We start from the raw sequence: 15,379 nt of genomic DNA, 5'->3' as shown, positions 1-15,379 counted from the left end.
TTATGTCATCCACAGGCTCGACGTACGGCGACATTCACCGCTACGAACCCGCCAGAGAGAGTACGGCGGCGGCCATCGCCATCGTCCTGTTGACGGTGGTCGAAGTCGTGTTCGTGGGACTGTTCACCTACGGACTCGTGAGCGGCTGGGGATACACGGGCGTCGGGAACATGTACCTCGGGTTCATCCTCGCGGTCATCTTCATCGACCTCGCGTTCATCCTCCTGTTGTACCGCAAGGAGTTCCTCCCCGACGTGATGATAGTCAAGAAGCGTCGGCGCAAGTGGGAGGACCTCTACATCCGCGAAGACCAACAACACGGCGTGGACACCGTCGGTAACGCGTGGGACCAAGTCAAGCGCGCAGTGTACCCGTACTACAAGAAATAAACCATGCCAGCAGAAGACGACAAATATCCGAAAAGCACAGGTCGTCGCCGCTTCGTGAAGGGCGTCGTCGGCAGCGCCACGCTCGCGGGCGTCGGAACCGCCACGGCGGCGGGAATCGACTCCGCGACCGCGCCGAGCGGCGCGGGCGGCGGTATCACGCAGTTCTACGGCGTCGAGAACACCAAGGGCCCCGCTCCGCGCGGGATGCCCCAGATTCCGGTCGAAGTCGATTCGGAGGGGTATCTCAAGGGCATCTGGCCCGACACCAAGACCGAGACGGTACAGGGTCTAGAAGTGACCCTCGCCGAGATGCAACTCGGCGGCGTCACCTATTCGAGCGAGTGGTTCCAGTACTGCGGCGTCCAGACGTACCCCGGTGTGGACCCGGAGGCTGACCAAGACAACTTCTTCCGGTACACGGCCAACTCGAAGTACGACTGGCAGAACGACGAGGTCAGCGAGGGCGACAAAATCCACGTCGACGACTTCAGCGACTACGAGACGTGGGGCAACGGCATCGGACGGGACGGACTCGGTAAGCCCGCCCAAGGCAGTTGGCGCTCCCAAGACGTGCCCGCCAGCGGGACGCTGCCGATTCAGGTCATCCGAAGTACCCGGGTCGAGGAGATGGCGCAGAACAACGAGTGGCTCTCGGCGAGTACCGACGAAGGGTTCATGGCCAATCTGAACAAGTGTACGCACTTCTGCTGCGTGCCGACGTTCAAGGGACTCTCCGGGTCGGCTAGCGTGGGCGGCGAGGACAAGATTTACTGTCAGTGCCACCAGTCGGTGTACGACCCGTTCAGCATCATCCAGGAATCGTTCGTCGCGCTCCCGAGAACGGAGGACGACTGAGATGAGTCTCGAACGCAAAGACGAGTACGACCACGGCGAGTGGATGCGAGAAAAGGAACTGACGCCGGTCGAGCAGACGTTCCTGATGACGCTCATCTGGATGGACAAGCGCTTCCGCATCGTGGACTACCTCGAAATTCTGGAGACCCTCTACTACCGGGTCAACCTCCAGATGCCCAAGAGCCACACCGAGCAGTACAACCTCGACAACAAGTTCTGGTACTGGTACCCGCTGTACGCGCTCGGGAGCTTCTCGACCATCGCGTACGTGGTCGCGGCGCTCAGCGGAGCGCTGCTCGGATTCTACTACGCGCCCGCCACGACCGGCGACCCGTCGTCTGCGTACAACCAACTCGCGTTCATCATGACCGACCTGAACTTCGGGTTCATGCTCCGGTCCATCCACCGATGGGCGGCGCAGGTGATGGTCGCCGCGGTGTTCCTCCACATGCTCCGCGTGTACTTCACCGGAGCGTACAAGGAGCCGCGCGAGCTGAACTGGATTATCGGCATCATCCTCATCAGCCTCACGATGGTGTTCGGCTACACCGGCTACCTGCTCCCGTGGGACCAGCTCGCGTTCTGGGCCGGACAGATTGGCGTCGAGATGAGCCTCTCGATACCGCTCGCGGGCGAGTGGGTCGCACAGCTCGTGTTCGGCGGCTTCAGTTTGGGACAGGCCACGCTCCAACGGATGTACATCCTGCACGTGTTCCTGCTCCCGTTCGTGGTGACCGCCGTCATCGGCGTCCACATCGCAATCGTGTGGATTCAGGGCATCGCGGAACCCCACTAAAGAACCATGACAGACGAACAACAAACCGACAGCGGCGAAGCACAGACGGACGGCGGCGGTACGGGTATCGTCCCGCCGGACGACGAGACCCCGACGTGGAGCGAGCGAAAGGCTCGCACGCAGGGTCTCTCCCGGCTGACCTACGAGTACTTCGAGCGGTCGCGACGTGAAGACCAGGACCTCCGTCAGGAGTCGAGCTACGTCGAGCGCGACGTGCTGGCGTTCCCGACGTGGCCCCACGAGATGATTCGGAATCTCTCGCTCACGAGCTTCTTCGTCGGGATGATTATCTTCCTCTCGGCGACGCTCCCGCCCCACCTCGGGCCGCCCGCCGACCCGAGTTCGACCCCGGCGATTATCCTGCCCGACTGGTATCTCTACTGGTCGTTCGGTCTGTTGAAGCTCGGTCCGCTCAACCCCGACCTCGCCATCCTCGGCGGGGACAAGCTGATGGCCGACCGGACGTACGGCGTGCTCGCAAACGGCGTCATCGTCGGCGCAATCGCGGTCGTGCCGTTCCTCAACAAGGGGAGCGCGCGGCGACCGGTCGAGCAGCCGTTCTGGGCGAGCGTCGGCGTCGGCGGCGTGGTGTTCGCGCTCACCATCAGCGTGCTCGCGGTTCAGAACCTCGTCCCGATGGACACCAACCTCCTGTTCGACCTGACGTTCCTGCTGCCCATCGTGGCGGGGACCATCAGCTACGCGCTGCTGAAGTCGATGCAGGAAGGCTACATGTACGACCTCAACCGTCGGTACTACCGGCTTCGGCCGCCGAAGTAGGTCACCTCTTTTATGCCCGACTCCGACTCGGACGACGCTGGCGCGCGCGAGGTCGTGGTTCCGTTACGCCTCTACAAAGTCGTGACCGTCTTCTCGACGATGTTCGCGGTGGCGTTCGTGGTCGGCGGCTTCATCGTCCTCGACACCGCGACTCAACGCGCGAGTCTCTCGATTTCGGACGCCGACGTCCCGCTCGCCATCCTCGGCGTGGCGATGATTGCGGCGGGGGCGATGGTGTACGCGTTCGCGACTCGGTTCCGCGCCGAAGGAATGGGAAAACCTAAAGACGGCAGCGACGAACCATCAAACAATGGCTGACGAATTCGCAAAGGGACTCGGTATCCTCACGGGCGGCGGGTTGGTGTGGATGGTGCTCTCGGGGTGGTACACCAACGAGGGGTTCGAGAGCACCCAACTGTTCGGAGAGATTCCGAGCGGCCTCGGAACGTATGGACAGGCCGCGATAGTGCTCCGGGACGCGCTGTTCTGGTTCACCATCATCGGCGTGCTGGTATTCTGGGTGGTCATCCCGGCGTTCCAGCAGCTTCGAGAAGCGTAGTCGTCGGCTGCTTTTTGTGTTTTCACGTCTTTCAGTCGAATGCTCGTGCGAGTAACTGAAAGATTTTTGTCAATTGGGCCGAAATACGATTTGGATGACCGACGAAACGGCGGCGGCCGAATCCGGAGCGACGGAGACGAGACGCGAAACGCATTCGCGGGCGGCGCTGGCCGAGGACGCTCGGGCACTCGTCGAGGCGCTCGAACGGGTTCACCCGGACCCCTACGTTGGCCACGGCGGACGCATCAAACTCCACTGTCGATTGGAGGAGACGATACGCAACCTCCCCGAGGAGACGACCACCGGCGATTTTTATCGACGCGCGGCACCGTTGGCCGCCAAAGTCGCGGACGGTCACACGCGACTGATTGCCCCGGACGACAACCTCGCACACGACGACCGACGACTTCCAATATCACTTCGAGTCGTCGGGACGGAACTCTACGTCGATGCGGTCTACGACGAGACGCGTACCGACCTCCTCGGTTCCCGACTCACGCACGTCGAAGGTCGAGACGTAGACGCGCTCGCCGACCGGCAGGCCGAACTCAGAGGTGTCGATAACCGATACTGCGCGTTGGCATTTCTGTGCCAGTCGTTGGAAGCGCCAGAGATGCTTCGACATCTGCTCGACACACAAAAATCACCGTCGAAACCGACTGTAACGTTTCGAACCGACGAGGGCACCGCGGAGACGTGTACGTTGACACCTATCGATAGCGACGCCTCTGCGGTCGAATGCCTTTCGACCGCCGTCGAACGCCCGTCGGGCACCGGGCCGAGATACCGACTCCTCGACGGCGGCCGCGTCGCGCTGTTCGTCCCCGGAGACCTCCAAGGCTATCGGGAACACTGTGAAGTGGTAGCGAGCCTCGGAAGCGAGGACACCTTCGATATCGTGCGTGACGCTCACGAGCGAACGGTGGGCGGAGAGACTCCCGACGACCTCGAGGCGGCCATCTCGGAACTCCCGTCGATGACCGAGACACTGACTCGACTTGTCCGAGAGATGGACGAGTCGCGAACCGAAACGCTACTCGTAGACCTCCGGGACAATCCCGGTGGAAATTCGGTGTACGCCGACCTGCTGACCTACGTTCTTTACGGCTGGGACGGTATCGGTCGCGCCAAGCAGGCCTACGAAATCCCGCGGCGAACCGACGCTCACCGGCGACGATACGGCGACGGTAAAAGTCTCGAGACGAGGGTCGATACCGCGGCCGACAATCCGGCCGACTTCGATTTCGGGCCCTACTTCGCCGCGACCGACCGCAACCACGACGACCGGATTGCAACGACCCGCGAGCAACTCACGCAGCACGTCGAGACGTTCGCCAAGGAAGCGACTGACGGGACTCACGCGGGCTACTACGCACCCGACCGAGTCGTCGCAGTCACGTCCGCCCGGACTTTCAGCTCCGGACTCGCACCGGCGCTCCAGCTATCGAGACTCGGCGACGACATCGTCGGTGTTCCCTCCGGGCAGGCCCCGACTCTCTTCGGCGAACCCGTCCGCGAACCACTCCCGAACACCGGTCTCGAACTGCGGGTCGCCGGGAAGTATCTCTGCTGGCATCCCGACATCGAGGGCGACGTGCTCGTCCCGGACTGTGAACTCACACCGGAGCGATTCGAGTCGTACGGCTACGCGGGCGATGCGAGTCTTCGGCTAGCGCTCGACTACGTGAACGACGAGGAGCCGTGACTACCAGTCGAAAACTGCAAACGAAAGAGTCGCGCGTTCAGACGATGGCGTTCCAGTACGGTTCGATGAGGAAGAAGAAGCTCTGGTAGGCCGCGTAGAGCAACACGAGGACCGAGGCGGCGAGCGCGCCGCTCGGCGTCCCCAGCTTCTCGTCCTTTCGAAGTTCGACCTCGCGCGCTTCGAACTCGAAGAAGTCGGTGATGAACAGCCCCAGTACCAGCGTCGAGAGCACCATTCCGGCGTGGAAGTGGATGGTCAGCAGGTAGAACGACGCGAGGACGAGCAACACGTTCGACGCCTCGTGAACGAGATTCCGGCTCAGATTGTCCTCGTAGTCGTCGCTTCGGGCCTGTTTACGGTAGCTCCGGTAGGCGAACAGCCGAGTCCCCATGTTGACCAGCACGAGCGCGAGCACCACGTACTCGATGACGGGTGCCACGACGGCGTCCACCGGTCCGAACATAGACAGCGATTCCATACCGAATACTCGTGAAGGCGTCGTATTAAACCTTGATTTCCACGCGCGGTGTCTCGGGCTACCGCGCGAAGAACGACCGGGTCTCCGCGACCCGCGCCAATCGAATCGCCCCGTCGCGAACCACTTCGACCGGAGTGTCTATCGGCACGGGTCGGACGATTCGGTCGTCGAGCAGGAGCGACACCTCGCCCTCGTCGCGCTCGACCGTGAGTTCGACTCGGTCGGTCGCGTCGAGCACCCACGAATCGACGTTCACCGCGAACGGAGCGACGGGAACCACGCCGAGCGCGTCGGTTCCGGGTTCGAGGAGCGGTCCGCCCGCGCTCCGTCCGTAGCCGTGGCTTCCGACCGGCGTCGAGACCACCACGCCGTCCGCGCGGACGCATCCGACTTCCTCGCCGTGCGACCGGACCGCGTACTCCGAGATGCGCGCGGGCTCGGACGTGACCACCATCACGTCGGCGAGCGCGCGGCCCGCGCGCTCGCGACCGACCGAGGCGGAGACCACCATCCGAGAGACGGTGTCGAACTCGTCGCCGAGCAGGGATTCGACGCCTGCAACCGCGTCAGGTTCGGGGACCGCGCAGTAGCCCGGTCCCGCCGCGACCGGCAGGACCGGGACGGAGACGCGTTCGCGGACCAGTTCGAACAGCGCCGACTCGCCGACCGCGACGACCGCCTCGGGGGCGGCCGCGAGCGCGTCGGTCGCGGAACCCTGAACCACCGACTCGGCCGGGGCCGCGGTCGCGATACGTTCGGCGAGCGACCCCTCGCCGACCACTCCCAGCCCCGTCGAACTCTCTGTACGGTCGCCTCCCATTAGTTGGGTCTTGCGCCCCATCCGTGAAAAGGATACGGAGTTCGGTGAGTGGTTCGGACGAGCGTTCCGCAGTCGGCCGCGGGCTCGAACGGCTACGACTCGTCGTACGGCCAGTCGCCGATGATTTTCATGCCCGCGGCCTGGTCTTCGGCTTCGAGGGCGGCCGCGATTTCCTCGGGGTCTTTGTGCTCGACTTCGAACTCGTCGCTCGCGAGTCGAACCGAGAGCTCGGTCAGCAGAATTGCCTGCTCGCGGAGGTCCCGGGCCTCGACCTTGTCGAGCGTGTCGGCGAAGGTGTGGCCCCAGCCGCGGCCCTCGTCACCCGTCTCGCTCATGACGTGGTAGCCGGGGACGCCCCACTTGACGTACGGCCAGTGGTCGCTGTGGGGTCCCTGCTCGGGGATAGTCTTCACCGGGTGGCCGAAGTCGTCGCCGACTGCTTCGGCGGCGTCGTCGAGCGCGTCGAACCCGTGCGTGTAGAACGACAGCGTGCGCCCGCGCGCGACCCCGTCGTTGTTGAGGACGGCCTTCACGGAATCGAAGTCGGTGCGCTCCGCGTCGTAACCCGACCCCACGAGACCCACTTCCTCCGAGCCGTAGGCGATGAGGTGGACCTTCGTGTCGAGTTCGTCCTCGCGCGCGGCGAGCGCGCGCGCCATCTCCACGACCATCGCGGTTCCGGCACCGTTGTCGGCGGCTCCTTCCGCGATGTCGTGGGCGTCGATGTGGCTCGTCACGAGGACCTCCTCGTCGGTGTCCGGTCCGAGTTCAGCGTGGACGTTCTGGCTCGTCGCGTCGTGAATCTCGGCGTCCACCTCGACTGCGATGTCTTCGCCGTCGAATCGGCGCGCGAGGCGCGCGCCGACCTCCTTGGAGACGCCGACTGCGGGAATGTCCCCGATTGGGTCGTCCTCGGTCCCGACGCTCCCCGTGGGCGGCAGACACCCCTCGACGTGGTTCTTGAAGACGAACGCCGCCGCGCCGCCGTCGACCGCGTAGTAGTACTTCTCGCGGCGGTGGATGAATCGGTCGTAGTAACTGGGCACGTTCGAGGCCGCCATCACGACCTTCCCCTCGATGTCGTTCTCCTCGAAGTCCTCGGGAAGTCCGTAGCCGAGGTCCACGAGTTCCGCCTCCGCGGTTCCCGCCGGACTCCGGGGGAGCGCGATGCAGTCTTGGGTGGTGTCGCCCGCGCGAATCCCGCTGTCGCCTCGGGTCCAGCCCTGAATTTCGAACTCCTCTACGCGAGCGTCTCGTGCGCCGACCGATTCGAGCGCGTCGCGGGTAAGTTCGGCCCCCTCGCGCTCGCCCTCGCTCCCGGCCATCCGGTTTTCGAGGTCCACGAGGTCTTCGAGGTGCGACCACCCGGCGTCACTGGTGAACGTCTCGCCAATCCACTGTGTCATACGCTCTCGTGCACCTCGGCCGCGCGTAAGCCTTTCGAATCGAAGGGCCGACGATTCTTCAGTTGCGGAGCGTTTTGCCGCGACTCTCACGAACGATTGGGAACATCCTTTTTAAGTGAAGTAGGCAACTTTCGGGATTTTTCAGAGTCAGCGACACTTTATAACGGTTCGTCCCGTTTAATCGGTAGGAAGTCGGTGATTGACGACATGGCAATACAGGCACCCGACGTGAACCGCATCGTCGCTCCGGACGGGACCGTGGACGAACGCGCCGCTCCCGACCTCTCGGGGTCGGCGGTCGAGGACCTCTACCGACTGCAGGTACTCGCCCGGACGTTCGACGAGAAGGCAGTCAAACTCCACCGGCAGGGTCGCATCGGGACGTACGCGCCGCTTCAGGGTCAAGAGGCCGCGCAGGTCGGCGCGGCGTACGCGCTCGCTGAGTCGGACTACTGCTTCCCGACGTACCGCGACCACGCGATGTACCTCGCGCGCGGACTTCCGCTCGAAGACGTGCTGGTGTACCTGCTCGGTGAGGGCAATTACGTGGACCGCGAGGACCCGGCCGACCTCCGGACGTTCCCGCCCGCGATTCCAATCGCCACCCAACTGCCTCACGCGGTCGGTGTTGGCATGGCGGCCGACTACAAGGGCGACGACTGCGCGGCGCTGGTCAGCTTCGGCGACGGCGCGACCAGCGAGGGCGATTTCCACGAGGGGATGAACTTCGCGGGCGTGTTCGACGCGCCCACCGTATTCTTCTGTCAGAACAATCAGTGGGCGATTTCGGTCCCGCGCGAGCGCCAGACCGCGAGCGCGACCATCGCCCAGAAGGCCCACGCCTACGGATTCGACGGCGTGCGCGTCGATGGAAACGACGTGCTGGCAGTGTACGGCGCGGTCCGGGACGCCCTCGACGCCGCAAAAAACGGCGAGGGCCCGCGACTCATCGAGGCGGTCACGTATCGGCAGGGCGCTCACACGACGACCGACGACCCCTCGAAGTACCGCGACGACGAGGAGGTCGCCGAGTGGGCCGAAAAGGACCCGGTCGACCGCACCCGGGAGTACCTCGAAGACGCCCACGGCTGGACCGACACCGACGAGGACCACCTCCGCGAGTGGGCCGACGACCGGGTGGCCGAGGCGGTCGTGGCCGCCGAGGAGCGAACCGGACTCGACGCCGACGACATCTTCGAGCACGTCTACGCCCAGACGCCCGAGAAGCTCCGCCGCCAGCGCGAGCAAGTCCCCGAAAACCCCGAAGTCGAGCGATGAACTGAGCGTCGGCTTTTTCGGCGGCGAACGCCGCCGAAAAAGCCGACTTCGAACGCAGCGCTCGGATAGTCGTCCGCCGGAATCAGCCGGTGACGCGTTCGATGGGTGGGATTCCGAAAGACTTCGTTTCACTCGTCTTTCGACATCCCGTTCGTTCCTCACGGGATTGAAAGGGGCCGCCCGGTCGCGCAACGCTTGGTCGCTTGCTCGGCCACTATCTCGGCCGGGTTGTGCGGAGAGGCCGAGATATGCCGAACAACGGCCTCCTCGTGAGCGAAGCGAACGAGGGCTTGGCGGACGCGGTTTGTCCGCCAGTGGCGACCGGGCGGGGGCTTTCTGGCTGTTGTTAGAGTTGGACCTCACAGCTCAAAGCGGCTAAGCAAAGTTTTCAAGAAAGACATCATATCGAACGTCTCCGACCACGGACGCGTTCAGGTGGCTTTTTACTATTCGACCCGCAACTGGCAGGTATGACAGTAGCGGACGACTCAGCAGAAGAGCACGGCCACCACCTCCCGGCGGTCGAGGACTGGCCTCGCGGCTTCGGCGAGGCGAGCTGGTGGCCCTTCATCACCGCCGTCGGCGCGGCGGGCGTGTACGTCGGGGCCGCCCTGTTCGTGCTCGCGATGGGCGACCAACCGATACTCGACACCATCTACGGCGCGGGGGTGTTCGCCGGGTCGGTCGGCGTGTTCCTCGTCGGCCTGTACGGGTGGGTGTACCACGCCTTCGTCAAGGCGTACTGGACCAGCGACGGACACGGCGGGAGTGCGCTCCGGTGGGGGATGATACTGTTCCTCGGGACGGAAGTCGCCACGTTCGGCGCTGGCTTCGTGTACTTCTTCTTCATCCGGGTGGGCACGTGGCCGCCGACGGGGGCGGAACTCCCGCCGCTCCTGAGTTCGCTCGTGCTCGCCAACACCCTGCTGTTGGTGCTGTCGAGTATCACACTTCACTGGGCGCACGTCGAACTCCACAAGGACAACCGACGGAACTTCATCGTCGGACTCGCGGCAACCCTCCTGCTCGGCATCGTGTTCATCGGCGGACAGATACTGGAGTACTACGAGTTCATCGTCCACGAGGGCTTCACGCTCACGTCGGGCATCTACAGTAGCGCGTTCTTCGGACTGACCGGTCTTCACGGGCTTCACGTCTCGCTGGGGGCGGTCCTCATCGGCATCGTGTTCGTCCGCGCGCTGTACGGGCAGTACAACGCCGAACGCGACGTATCGGTCTCGACGGTGTCGATGTACTGGCACTTCGTGGACGCGGTGTGGATTTTCCTCGTCGTCGTGCTGTACGCGGGCGCTGCGATTACGCTGTAAGCGACTCTTTTTCGCAGTAACGATTCGTCCGAAGCAGTCCGAGAGCGCCGGTCCTCACGCGCACCAGTCGGAGGGAACGTACTGCTCGAAGTTCGGTTCGCCCGAGGAGTCGAGCGGGCGGAACGCCCGGTCGCCGTCCACTCGGAACCCTCGAACCTGCGACCGGCCGGGACCCGTGAGATAGCCGACGAACCCGAGCGCGAGCGGATACGCCACGTCGTGTCGCGCCGGGTTGACGGGGACGACCGCGTACTCGTTTCGGAGGAGCGACGGCGGGTCGTCGATGCCGCGGTCGACGTGAGTCGCAAGCGCGTCGTCGCTCACCGTGAGGAACGTCCCGCGGTCGGTCAGCGTGTACGCGTCCGACCTCCCGGCGGCGACGAGGGTGTCGCCCATCCCCTGACCCGTCTCGCGATACCACGACCCCGAAGGGTCGAGTCCCGCCTCGTCCCACACTCGCCGCTCGCGGACGTGGGTTCCGGACCGGTCGCCGCGCGAGAAAAACGTCGCCTCCGCGTCGGCAATCGCGCGGAACGCCGAGACGGGGTCGCGCCCGGCCGCGCCCGCTGGGTCGTCGGGCGGTCCCACCACCAGAAAGTCGTTGACCATGACCGACCGGCGGTTGACGCCGTGTCCCGCCCGAATGAACTCGTCTTCCAACGGTCGGGCGTGGACGAGGACGACGTCGCAGTCGCCGTCCCGCGCCGTTCGGAGCGCGCCGCCGGTTCCGCGTACAACCGTCTTCATCGTCACGCCGAACGCGTCCTCGAACTCCGGAACGATATCCCCGAGCAGACCGCTGTCGTGAACGGTCGTGGCGGTCGCGAGGGTCAGGTCGCGGTCGGTCGGCCGCTCGTCTCGGTCCGACGGCGGGTCGCCGACGCACCCGGCGAGCGACAGGACTCCTCCGAGTCCGAGCGCCTGTACGCATCGCCGTCGATTCATGAACGATATAACCGTATCAGGTTATAAAATACCTTTGCCGAAACTACTATTGATTACCCTCGTGGGTCGCCGAGTCGAAAATCTCGTGAGATTCGAACGGGTCGCTTCGTTACGGTCGCGTCCGGCCGTGTGAAACATTTATGAGTCCGAGCACCACATATCCGGTATGAGCTACGACGCCGTCGTTTTCGACAACGACGGTGTCCTCGTCGGCCGTACGAGCTACGACGTACTTCACGAGGCCGTGCAGGACACCTTCGCGCAGTTCGACATTACCGACCCCGACCCCGACCACGTCGAGGGAATGACCATCGGCGCGACCCCCGAATCGGTCGGGGACGTGTGCGACACCTACGGTCTCGACATCGCAGAGTTCTTCGCCGCGCGTGACCGGACGCTGACCCGCGCCCAACAGGTCGAGATTCGCACCGGCCGGAAGGCGCTCTACGACGACCTCGACACGCTCCGAGACCTCGACGTGCCGATGGGCATCGTGAGTTCGAACCAACAGGCCACGGTCGATTTCGTGCTCGACCACCTCGGCGTGTCGGACCTCTTCGACACCGCCTACGGCCGCGAACCCACGGTCCAGAGCCTCCAGCGGCGCAAGCCCAACTCTTACTACATCGACCAAGCGGTCGCCGACCTCGGGGCCGACTCGGTGCTGTTCGTCGGCGACAACGAATCCGACATCCGAGCGGCGGAGAACGCTGGCGTCGATTCGGCGTTCATCCGCCGGCCCCACCGCCGCGACTGGGACCTCAACGTCTGGCCCACGTGGGACATCGACTCGCTCGACGACCTCCACCAAATCTGTGCGGTCTGAGCGGTCGAGAGGTCCGGCCGGACCGTGGCGTCGGAAACTCCACGTCCGGGTTTTCTAGCGGACGGTTCACCGAGCGATTCCCGGTGGATGCGTCACCGGCCGATTCTTGAAAGCCGATGGGTCACCGAGCGGCGCGCCACCGAACGCGCCTGCCAGCCGACTCGCATCGCTCGCTATCGGTGTAAGAGTCGCGGAGAGAAAAGAGAGACAGCCAGCGGCGTTAGCTCGAAGCGTTGCCGCTCTGTTCGTCGAGCCAGTCCTGGTACTCGTCTTCGGAGACGACTTCGACCTCACCGAGCATCTTCGAGTGGCCGACACCGCAGTACTCCGCGCAGTAGAGCTGGTAGGTCTCGCCCTCGGCGCTGGAGTTTATCTGCGTCTTGATGGTGTTGTGCTGGCCGGGCATCGCGTCCTGCTTCAGCCCGAGTTCGGGAACGTGTAACGCGTGTATCCAGTCGGTGGAGGTGACGTGGAGGTAGATGTCGGTGTTACTCGGCAAGACGAGGGTGCCCTGCGTCGAGACGTTCTCACCTTCGTAGTTGTAGTTCCAGAGGTACTTCTCGCCGACGACCTCGACCTCCACCGCGTCTTCGCCGGGGTTCAGGTCGTCGCCGGTGGTCGCGACGTACTCGTTCGCCATCACGCCGTAGGAGGCGTACCCCACCACCAGTAGGACGAGCGCGGTCGCGATGGTCCACGAGATTTCGAGACGGCGGTTCTCCTTCGTCGGCTTCGGGTCGTCGTTGTTGCGGTACTTCCACACCGTGTAGATGAGGATTCCCTCGACCAGCACGGTGATGGGAATCGCCATGTAGAGGAGCTGGGTGTTGAGTCCCCGAATCAGCTCTTCGGTCGTGGAGTCGTAGCCCTGGGCGAGTACCGGGTCGGCGAACAGGGCGAGCGCCCCGACGCCCAGAAGCGTTGCGAACGCTGTCCGCTTGGAGTTCATGCTACTTCGGGCTTAGGGTGATTTCCATAAATACCTACTGACTTCCGGGCCGTCCGACCCCGATTTCGGTTCTACTAAATACGGCGAGATACAAGCTCCGAGTACGATTCGCGTGACCGAACAGAGCCACTCCCGGCGGTTCGTCTCCTTGCTCGCAGCGACCGCGATGGGCGTCTACCTGCTGGTGGTCGTGGGCGCGACCACCGCGCTGACCGACGCCGCCGCGACGTGTCAGACGTGGCCCGCGTGTCACGGCCAGTGGGTCGTCCCGCTCGACGACCCGATGCTCGCGGTCGCCTGGGGCCACCGGGTCGCCGCGCTCGCGGTCGGCCTCCTGCTGGCCGCGACCGCGATTTTCGCGTGGCTCGCGTCCGGAACCTCCCGGCGCATCAGGGCCGCGGTCGGCGTCGCCGCCGCGCTCTACCCCGTGCAGGTCGCGCTCGGCGCGTTCGCCGCGACGACCGGTACCCCCGCGCTGTTGTCTGCAGTCCACTTGCTCGCCGGGATGGGCATCTTCTCGGGCGTCGTCCTCGCGCTCGCGTGGACGCTCGAACCCGACACCCACGACGAACCCCGGGGCGTCGAGGACCCCGACGAACTCCCGCCCGCCAGCGAGACTCCCGCCCCGGCCCGCGAGCTATCGGACGACCCGCTCGCGCGCGCCGCCCGCACCGCGAACGCCTACTTCCGACTCATGAAGCCCCGGCTGATGTGGCTGCTGTGTCTGGTCGCGTCGGCCGGGATGGCGCTCGCGGCGGGTCCCAGCCTCCGAGTGACCACCGTCCTCGCCACGCTCGCGGGCGGAGTCCTCTCCATCGGCGCGTCGGGCACGTTCAACCACGTGTTCGAACGCGACGTGGACCGCAAGATGGCCCGGACCGCCGACCGACCGGCGGCGACCAACCAGATTCCGATTCGAAACGCGATGGCGTTCGGCCTGCTGTTGGCCGCGCTCTCGCTCGCTGCGTTCCTCTCGGTGAACGTGCTGGCCGCGGTGCTGGGGCTGTTCGCCATCGTCTTCTACAGCGTGGTGTACACCCTCCTGCTCAAACCCAACACGGTTCAGAACACCGTCATCGGCGGCTTCGCCGGGGCGCTCCCCGCGCTCATCGGCTGGGCCGCGGTCACGGGCGATATCGGTCTGCCCGCGATAGTGCTCGCGGGGGTCATCTTCCTCTGGACGCCCGCCCACTTCTACAACCTCGCGCTCGCGTACAAGGACGACTACGCGCGTGGCGGCTTCCCGATGATGCCGGTCGTCCGCGGCGAAGCGGTCACGCGCAAGCACATCCTCTGGTACCTCGGCGCGACCCTCCTCGCGGCTGGCGCGCTCTCAACGGTCACGACCCTCGGGTGGCTCTACGCGCTGACGAGCGTGGCGTTCGGCGGCGTGTTCCTCTGGGCGGTCGTCCGCCTCCACTACGAGCGGACCGAGGAGGCCGCCTTCCGGTCGTTCCACGCGTCGAACGCGTACCTCGGCGCGCTCTTGCTCGCCATCGTCGCCGACGCGCTCGTGCTGTGAGCCCATGACCCGAACCATCGACTTCGACCTCGGCCGATTTCGCCCGAGCCGAGACACGCTCCTCTGGGCGGGCCTACTCGTCAACACCGAACTCGTCGTCACCATCGCGTACCTCCTCCTCGCCGACGTGCAGGTCGATGAGTTTCGCTACCTCGTCTACCCGTTCGTCTGGCTGAACGTGAGCGTCTGGGCGCTCGTTCGAACGAATCCGGTCGCTCGTTCGACCCGCGCGCGCTACCTCGGCGGCGCGCTCGCGGTCGGCTACTTCCTCGTTCTCGCGTACGCCGGCGGAATCGTCGGTTTCGGCAGTCACCACGCGCTCGGGTGGCGGGTCGCGTGGCTCCCGCCGGGATGGGGTCCCGCGCTGACCTACGCGGGCGAGACGGTGACGCTCGCGCTGATGCCGTACAATCTGGTGGGCTACGCCGCGCTCGCGTATCTGGTCTACGCCACGGTCCTCGACGCGGCGGGGTCGGCGATTTCTGGAGCGCTAGGGCTATTGTCGTGCGTGAGCTGTACGTGGCCCGTACTGGCGACCGTCTTCACGGGCGTCGCGGGCGCTGGCAGTGCGGTCGCCACGGCGGCCAACGAGTGGTCGTACGCGCTCGGAACCGTCGTGTTCGTCCTCACCGTCGGGCTGCTGTACTGGCGGCCGACCGTGGGGAAGTGACCGAGAGAAATCGACCGCCAGCGTCGGAGTCGGCCGCGCCGTCGGTCATTATTCCAGATGATAATTCGAGATA

The 15,379-nt window shown here is 64.9% G+C and carries 17 protein-coding genes; 12 read left to right on the top strand and 5 right to left on the bottom strand.

Features of this window, described 5'->3' with window-relative positions; all coding sequences use genetic code 11:
• The first annotated feature begins 2 nt into the window (after window positions 1-2).
• The 7 genes from EKH81_RS11880 (at window position 3) to EKH81_RS11850 (ending at window position 5,084) form a co-directional block, all read left to right on the top strand.
• Complete coding sequence (locus tag EKH81_RS11880; RefSeq protein WP_132057667.1) at window positions 3-389, top strand: DUF7318 family protein; 387 nt, start codon at window positions 3-5, stop codon at window positions 387-389.
• A 3-nt stretch (window positions 390-392) separates the two neighbouring features.
• The gene (locus tag EKH81_RS11875) at window positions 393-1,244 is read left to right on the top strand and encodes a ubiquinol-cytochrome c reductase iron-sulfur subunit (protein ID WP_132057666.1); all 852 of its coding nucleotides are present in this window, start codon (window positions 393-395) and stop codon (window positions 1,242-1,244) included.
• 1 nt (window position 1,245) lies between these two features.
• Window positions 1,246-2,040, top strand: coding sequence for a cytochrome b (locus EKH81_RS11870; RefSeq protein ID WP_132057665.1), 795 nt, complete (start codon window positions 1,246-1,248; stop codon window positions 2,038-2,040).
• A 6-nt stretch (window positions 2,041-2,046) separates the two neighbouring features.
• Window positions 2,047-2,820, top strand: a complete 774-nt coding sequence (locus EKH81_RS11865) for a cytochrome b family protein (protein ID WP_132057664.1) — start codon at window positions 2,047-2,049, stop codon at window positions 2,818-2,820.
• Between the two features lie 12 nt (window positions 2,821-2,832).
• On the top strand, window positions 2,833-3,138 hold the full coding sequence (locus EKH81_RS11860; protein ID WP_132057663.1) for a DUF7315 family membrane protein: 306 nt from the start codon (window positions 2,833-2,835) through the stop codon (window positions 3,136-3,138).
• Window positions 3,131-3,379: a DUF7314 family protein gene (locus tag EKH81_RS11855; protein WP_132057662.1), complete on the top strand. Its 249-nt coding sequence runs from the start codon at window positions 3,131-3,133 to the stop codon at window positions 3,377-3,379. The genes EKH81_RS11860 and EKH81_RS11855 overlap by 8 nt, the downstream gene beginning before the upstream one ends.
• A 94-nt stretch (window positions 3,380-3,473) precedes the next feature.
• Entirely contained in the window at window positions 3,474-5,084 is a 1,611-nt protein-coding gene (locus EKH81_RS11850) for a S41 family peptidase (RefSeq protein WP_132057661.1), read from the top strand.
• A 37-nt stretch (window positions 5,085-5,121) separates the two neighbouring features.
• Here the strand turns inward: EKH81_RS11850 and EKH81_RS11845 are convergent, their stop codons facing one another.
• From EKH81_RS11845 to EKH81_RS11835, 3 genes are all read right to left on the bottom strand, one after another.
• Window positions 5,122-5,562, bottom strand: a complete 441-nt coding sequence (locus tag EKH81_RS11845; RefSeq protein WP_132057660.1) for a DUF7313 family protein — start codon at window positions 5,560-5,562, stop codon at window positions 5,122-5,124.
• A 58-nt stretch (window positions 5,563-5,620) separates the two neighbouring features.
• Window positions 5,621-6,382 carry an NAD(+)/NADH kinase gene (locus tag EKH81_RS11840; protein ID WP_162224607.1) on the bottom strand — a complete coding sequence of 254 codons (762 nt, stop codon included), beginning with the start codon at window positions 6,380-6,382 and terminating at the stop codon, window positions 5,621-5,623.
• A gap of 92 nt (window positions 6,383-6,474) precedes the next feature.
• Entirely contained in the window at window positions 6,475-7,788 is a 1,314-nt protein-coding gene (locus EKH81_RS11835) for a M28 family peptidase (protein ID WP_132057658.1), read from the bottom strand.
• Window positions 7,789-7,995: 207 nt separating this feature from the next.
• On the opposite strand from EKH81_RS11835, the gene pdhA reads away from it, so the two are divergent.
• Together pdhA and EKH81_RS11825 are read left to right on the top strand one after the other, a co-directional pair.
• Window positions 7,996-9,066 (top strand): pyruvate dehydrogenase (acetyl-transferring) E1 component subunit alpha, encoded by a 1,071-nt coding sequence (pdhA, locus tag EKH81_RS11830; protein WP_202935128.1) that lies wholly within the window; start codon window positions 7,996-7,998, stop codon window positions 9,064-9,066.
• Window positions 9,067-9,536: 470 nt separating this feature from the next.
• Window positions 9,537-10,394 (top strand): cytochrome c oxidase subunit 3, encoded by an 858-nt coding sequence (locus EKH81_RS11825; RefSeq protein ID WP_132057657.1) that lies wholly within the window; start codon window positions 9,537-9,539, stop codon window positions 10,392-10,394.
• Between the two features lie 54 nt (window positions 10,395-10,448).
• On the opposite strand, the gene EKH81_RS11820 is transcribed toward EKH81_RS11825, so the two are convergent.
• Complete coding sequence (locus EKH81_RS11820) at window positions 10,449-11,339, bottom strand: ABC transporter substrate-binding protein (protein WP_132057656.1); 891 nt, start codon at window positions 11,337-11,339, stop codon at window positions 10,449-10,451.
• Window positions 11,340-11,505: 166 nt separating this feature from the next.
• Between EKH81_RS11820 and EKH81_RS11815 the strand changes: the two genes are divergently transcribed.
• Complete coding sequence (locus EKH81_RS11815; RefSeq protein WP_132057655.1) at window positions 11,506-12,165, top strand: HAD family hydrolase; 660 nt, start codon at window positions 11,506-11,508, stop codon at window positions 12,163-12,165.
• A 220-nt stretch (window positions 12,166-12,385) separates the two neighbouring features.
• Here the strand turns inward: EKH81_RS11815 and coxB are convergent, their stop codons facing one another.
• Window positions 12,386-13,114 carry a cytochrome c oxidase subunit II gene (gene coxB / locus EKH81_RS11810; RefSeq protein WP_132057654.1) on the bottom strand — a complete coding sequence of 243 codons (729 nt, stop codon included), beginning with the start codon at window positions 13,112-13,114 and terminating at the stop codon, window positions 12,386-12,388.
• Between the two features lie 166 nt (window positions 13,115-13,280).
• Between coxB and cyoE the strand changes: the two genes are divergently transcribed.
• Together cyoE and EKH81_RS11800 are read left to right on the top strand one after the other, a co-directional pair.
• Entirely contained in the window at window positions 13,281-14,636 is a 1,356-nt protein-coding gene (gene cyoE, locus EKH81_RS11805; RefSeq protein ID WP_132057768.1) for a heme o synthase, read from the top strand.
• A 4-nt stretch (window positions 14,637-14,640) separates the two neighbouring features.
• Window positions 14,641-15,306 (top strand): DUF7546 family protein, encoded by a 666-nt coding sequence (locus EKH81_RS11800; protein ID WP_132057653.1) that lies wholly within the window; start codon window positions 14,641-14,643, stop codon window positions 15,304-15,306.
• The last annotated feature ends 73 nt before the right edge of the window (window positions 15,307-15,379 follow it).

Origin of the sequence: Halorussus amylolyticus (assembly GCF_004143485.2) — an archaeon.
GTDB lineage: Archaea > Halobacteriota > Halobacteria > Halobacteriales > Haladaptataceae > Halorussus > Halorussus amylolyticus.
The sequence above is the reverse complement of the archived record's forward strand: the minus strand, read 5'-3'. Positions and strand labels throughout refer to the sequence as shown.

Bases quoted from the DNA above. Each gene is read 5' to 3' on its own strand.
- EKH81_RS11815 (WP_132057655.1), top strand. From the start codon at position 11,506: ATGAGCTACGACGCCGTCGTTTTCGACAACGACGGTGTCCTCGTCGGC.
- EKH81_RS11845 (WP_132057660.1), bottom strand. From the start codon at position 5,562: ATGGAATCGCTGTCTATGTTCGGACCGGTGGACGCCGTCGTGGCACCC.
- EKH81_RS11875 (WP_132057666.1), top strand. From the start codon at position 393: ATGCCAGCAGAAGACGACAAATATCCGAAAAGCACAGGTCGTCGCCGC.
- EKH81_RS11820 (WP_132057656.1), bottom strand. From the start codon at position 11,339: ATGAATCGACGGCGATGCGTACAGGCGCTCGGACTCGGAGGAGTCCTG.
- EKH81_RS11865 (WP_132057664.1), top strand. From the start codon at position 2,047: ATGACAGACGAACAACAAACCGACAGCGGCGAAGCACAGACGGACGGC.
- EKH81_RS11850 (WP_132057661.1), top strand. From the start codon at position 3,474: ATGACCGACGAAACGGCGGCGGCCGAATCCGGAGCGACGGAGACGAGA.
- EKH81_RS11825 (WP_132057657.1), top strand. From the start codon at position 9,537: ATGACAGTAGCGGACGACTCAGCAGAAGAGCACGGCCACCACCTCCCG.
- EKH81_RS11880 (WP_132057667.1), top strand. From the start codon at position 3: ATGTCATCCACAGGCTCGACGTACGGCGACATTCACCGCTACGAACCC.
- cyoE (WP_132057768.1), top strand. From the start codon at position 13,281: ATGGGCGTCTACCTGCTGGTGGTCGTGGGCGCGACCACCGCGCTGACC.
- EKH81_RS11835 (WP_132057658.1), bottom strand. From the start codon at position 7,788: ATGACACAGTGGATTGGCGAGACGTTCACCAGTGACGCCGGGTGGTCG.
- pdhA (WP_202935128.1), top strand. From the start codon at position 7,996: ATGGCAATACAGGCACCCGACGTGAACCGCATCGTCGCTCCGGACGGG.
- EKH81_RS11860 (WP_132057663.1), top strand. From the start codon at position 2,833: ATGCCCGACTCCGACTCGGACGACGCTGGCGCGCGCGAGGTCGTGGTT.
- EKH81_RS11840 (WP_162224607.1), bottom strand. From the start codon at position 6,382: ATGGGAGGCGACCGTACAGAGAGTTCGACGGGGCTGGGAGTGGTCGGC.
- EKH81_RS11855 (WP_132057662.1), top strand. From the start codon at position 3,131: ATGGCTGACGAATTCGCAAAGGGACTCGGTATCCTCACGGGCGGCGGG.
- EKH81_RS11800 (WP_132057653.1), top strand. From the start codon at position 14,641: ATGACCCGAACCATCGACTTCGACCTCGGCCGATTTCGCCCGAGCCGA.
- EKH81_RS11870 (WP_132057665.1), top strand. From the start codon at position 1,246: ATGAGTCTCGAACGCAAAGACGAGTACGACCACGGCGAGTGGATGCGA.
- coxB (WP_132057654.1), bottom strand. From the start codon at position 13,114: ATGAACTCCAAGCGGACAGCGTTCGCAACGCTTCTGGGCGTCGGGGCG.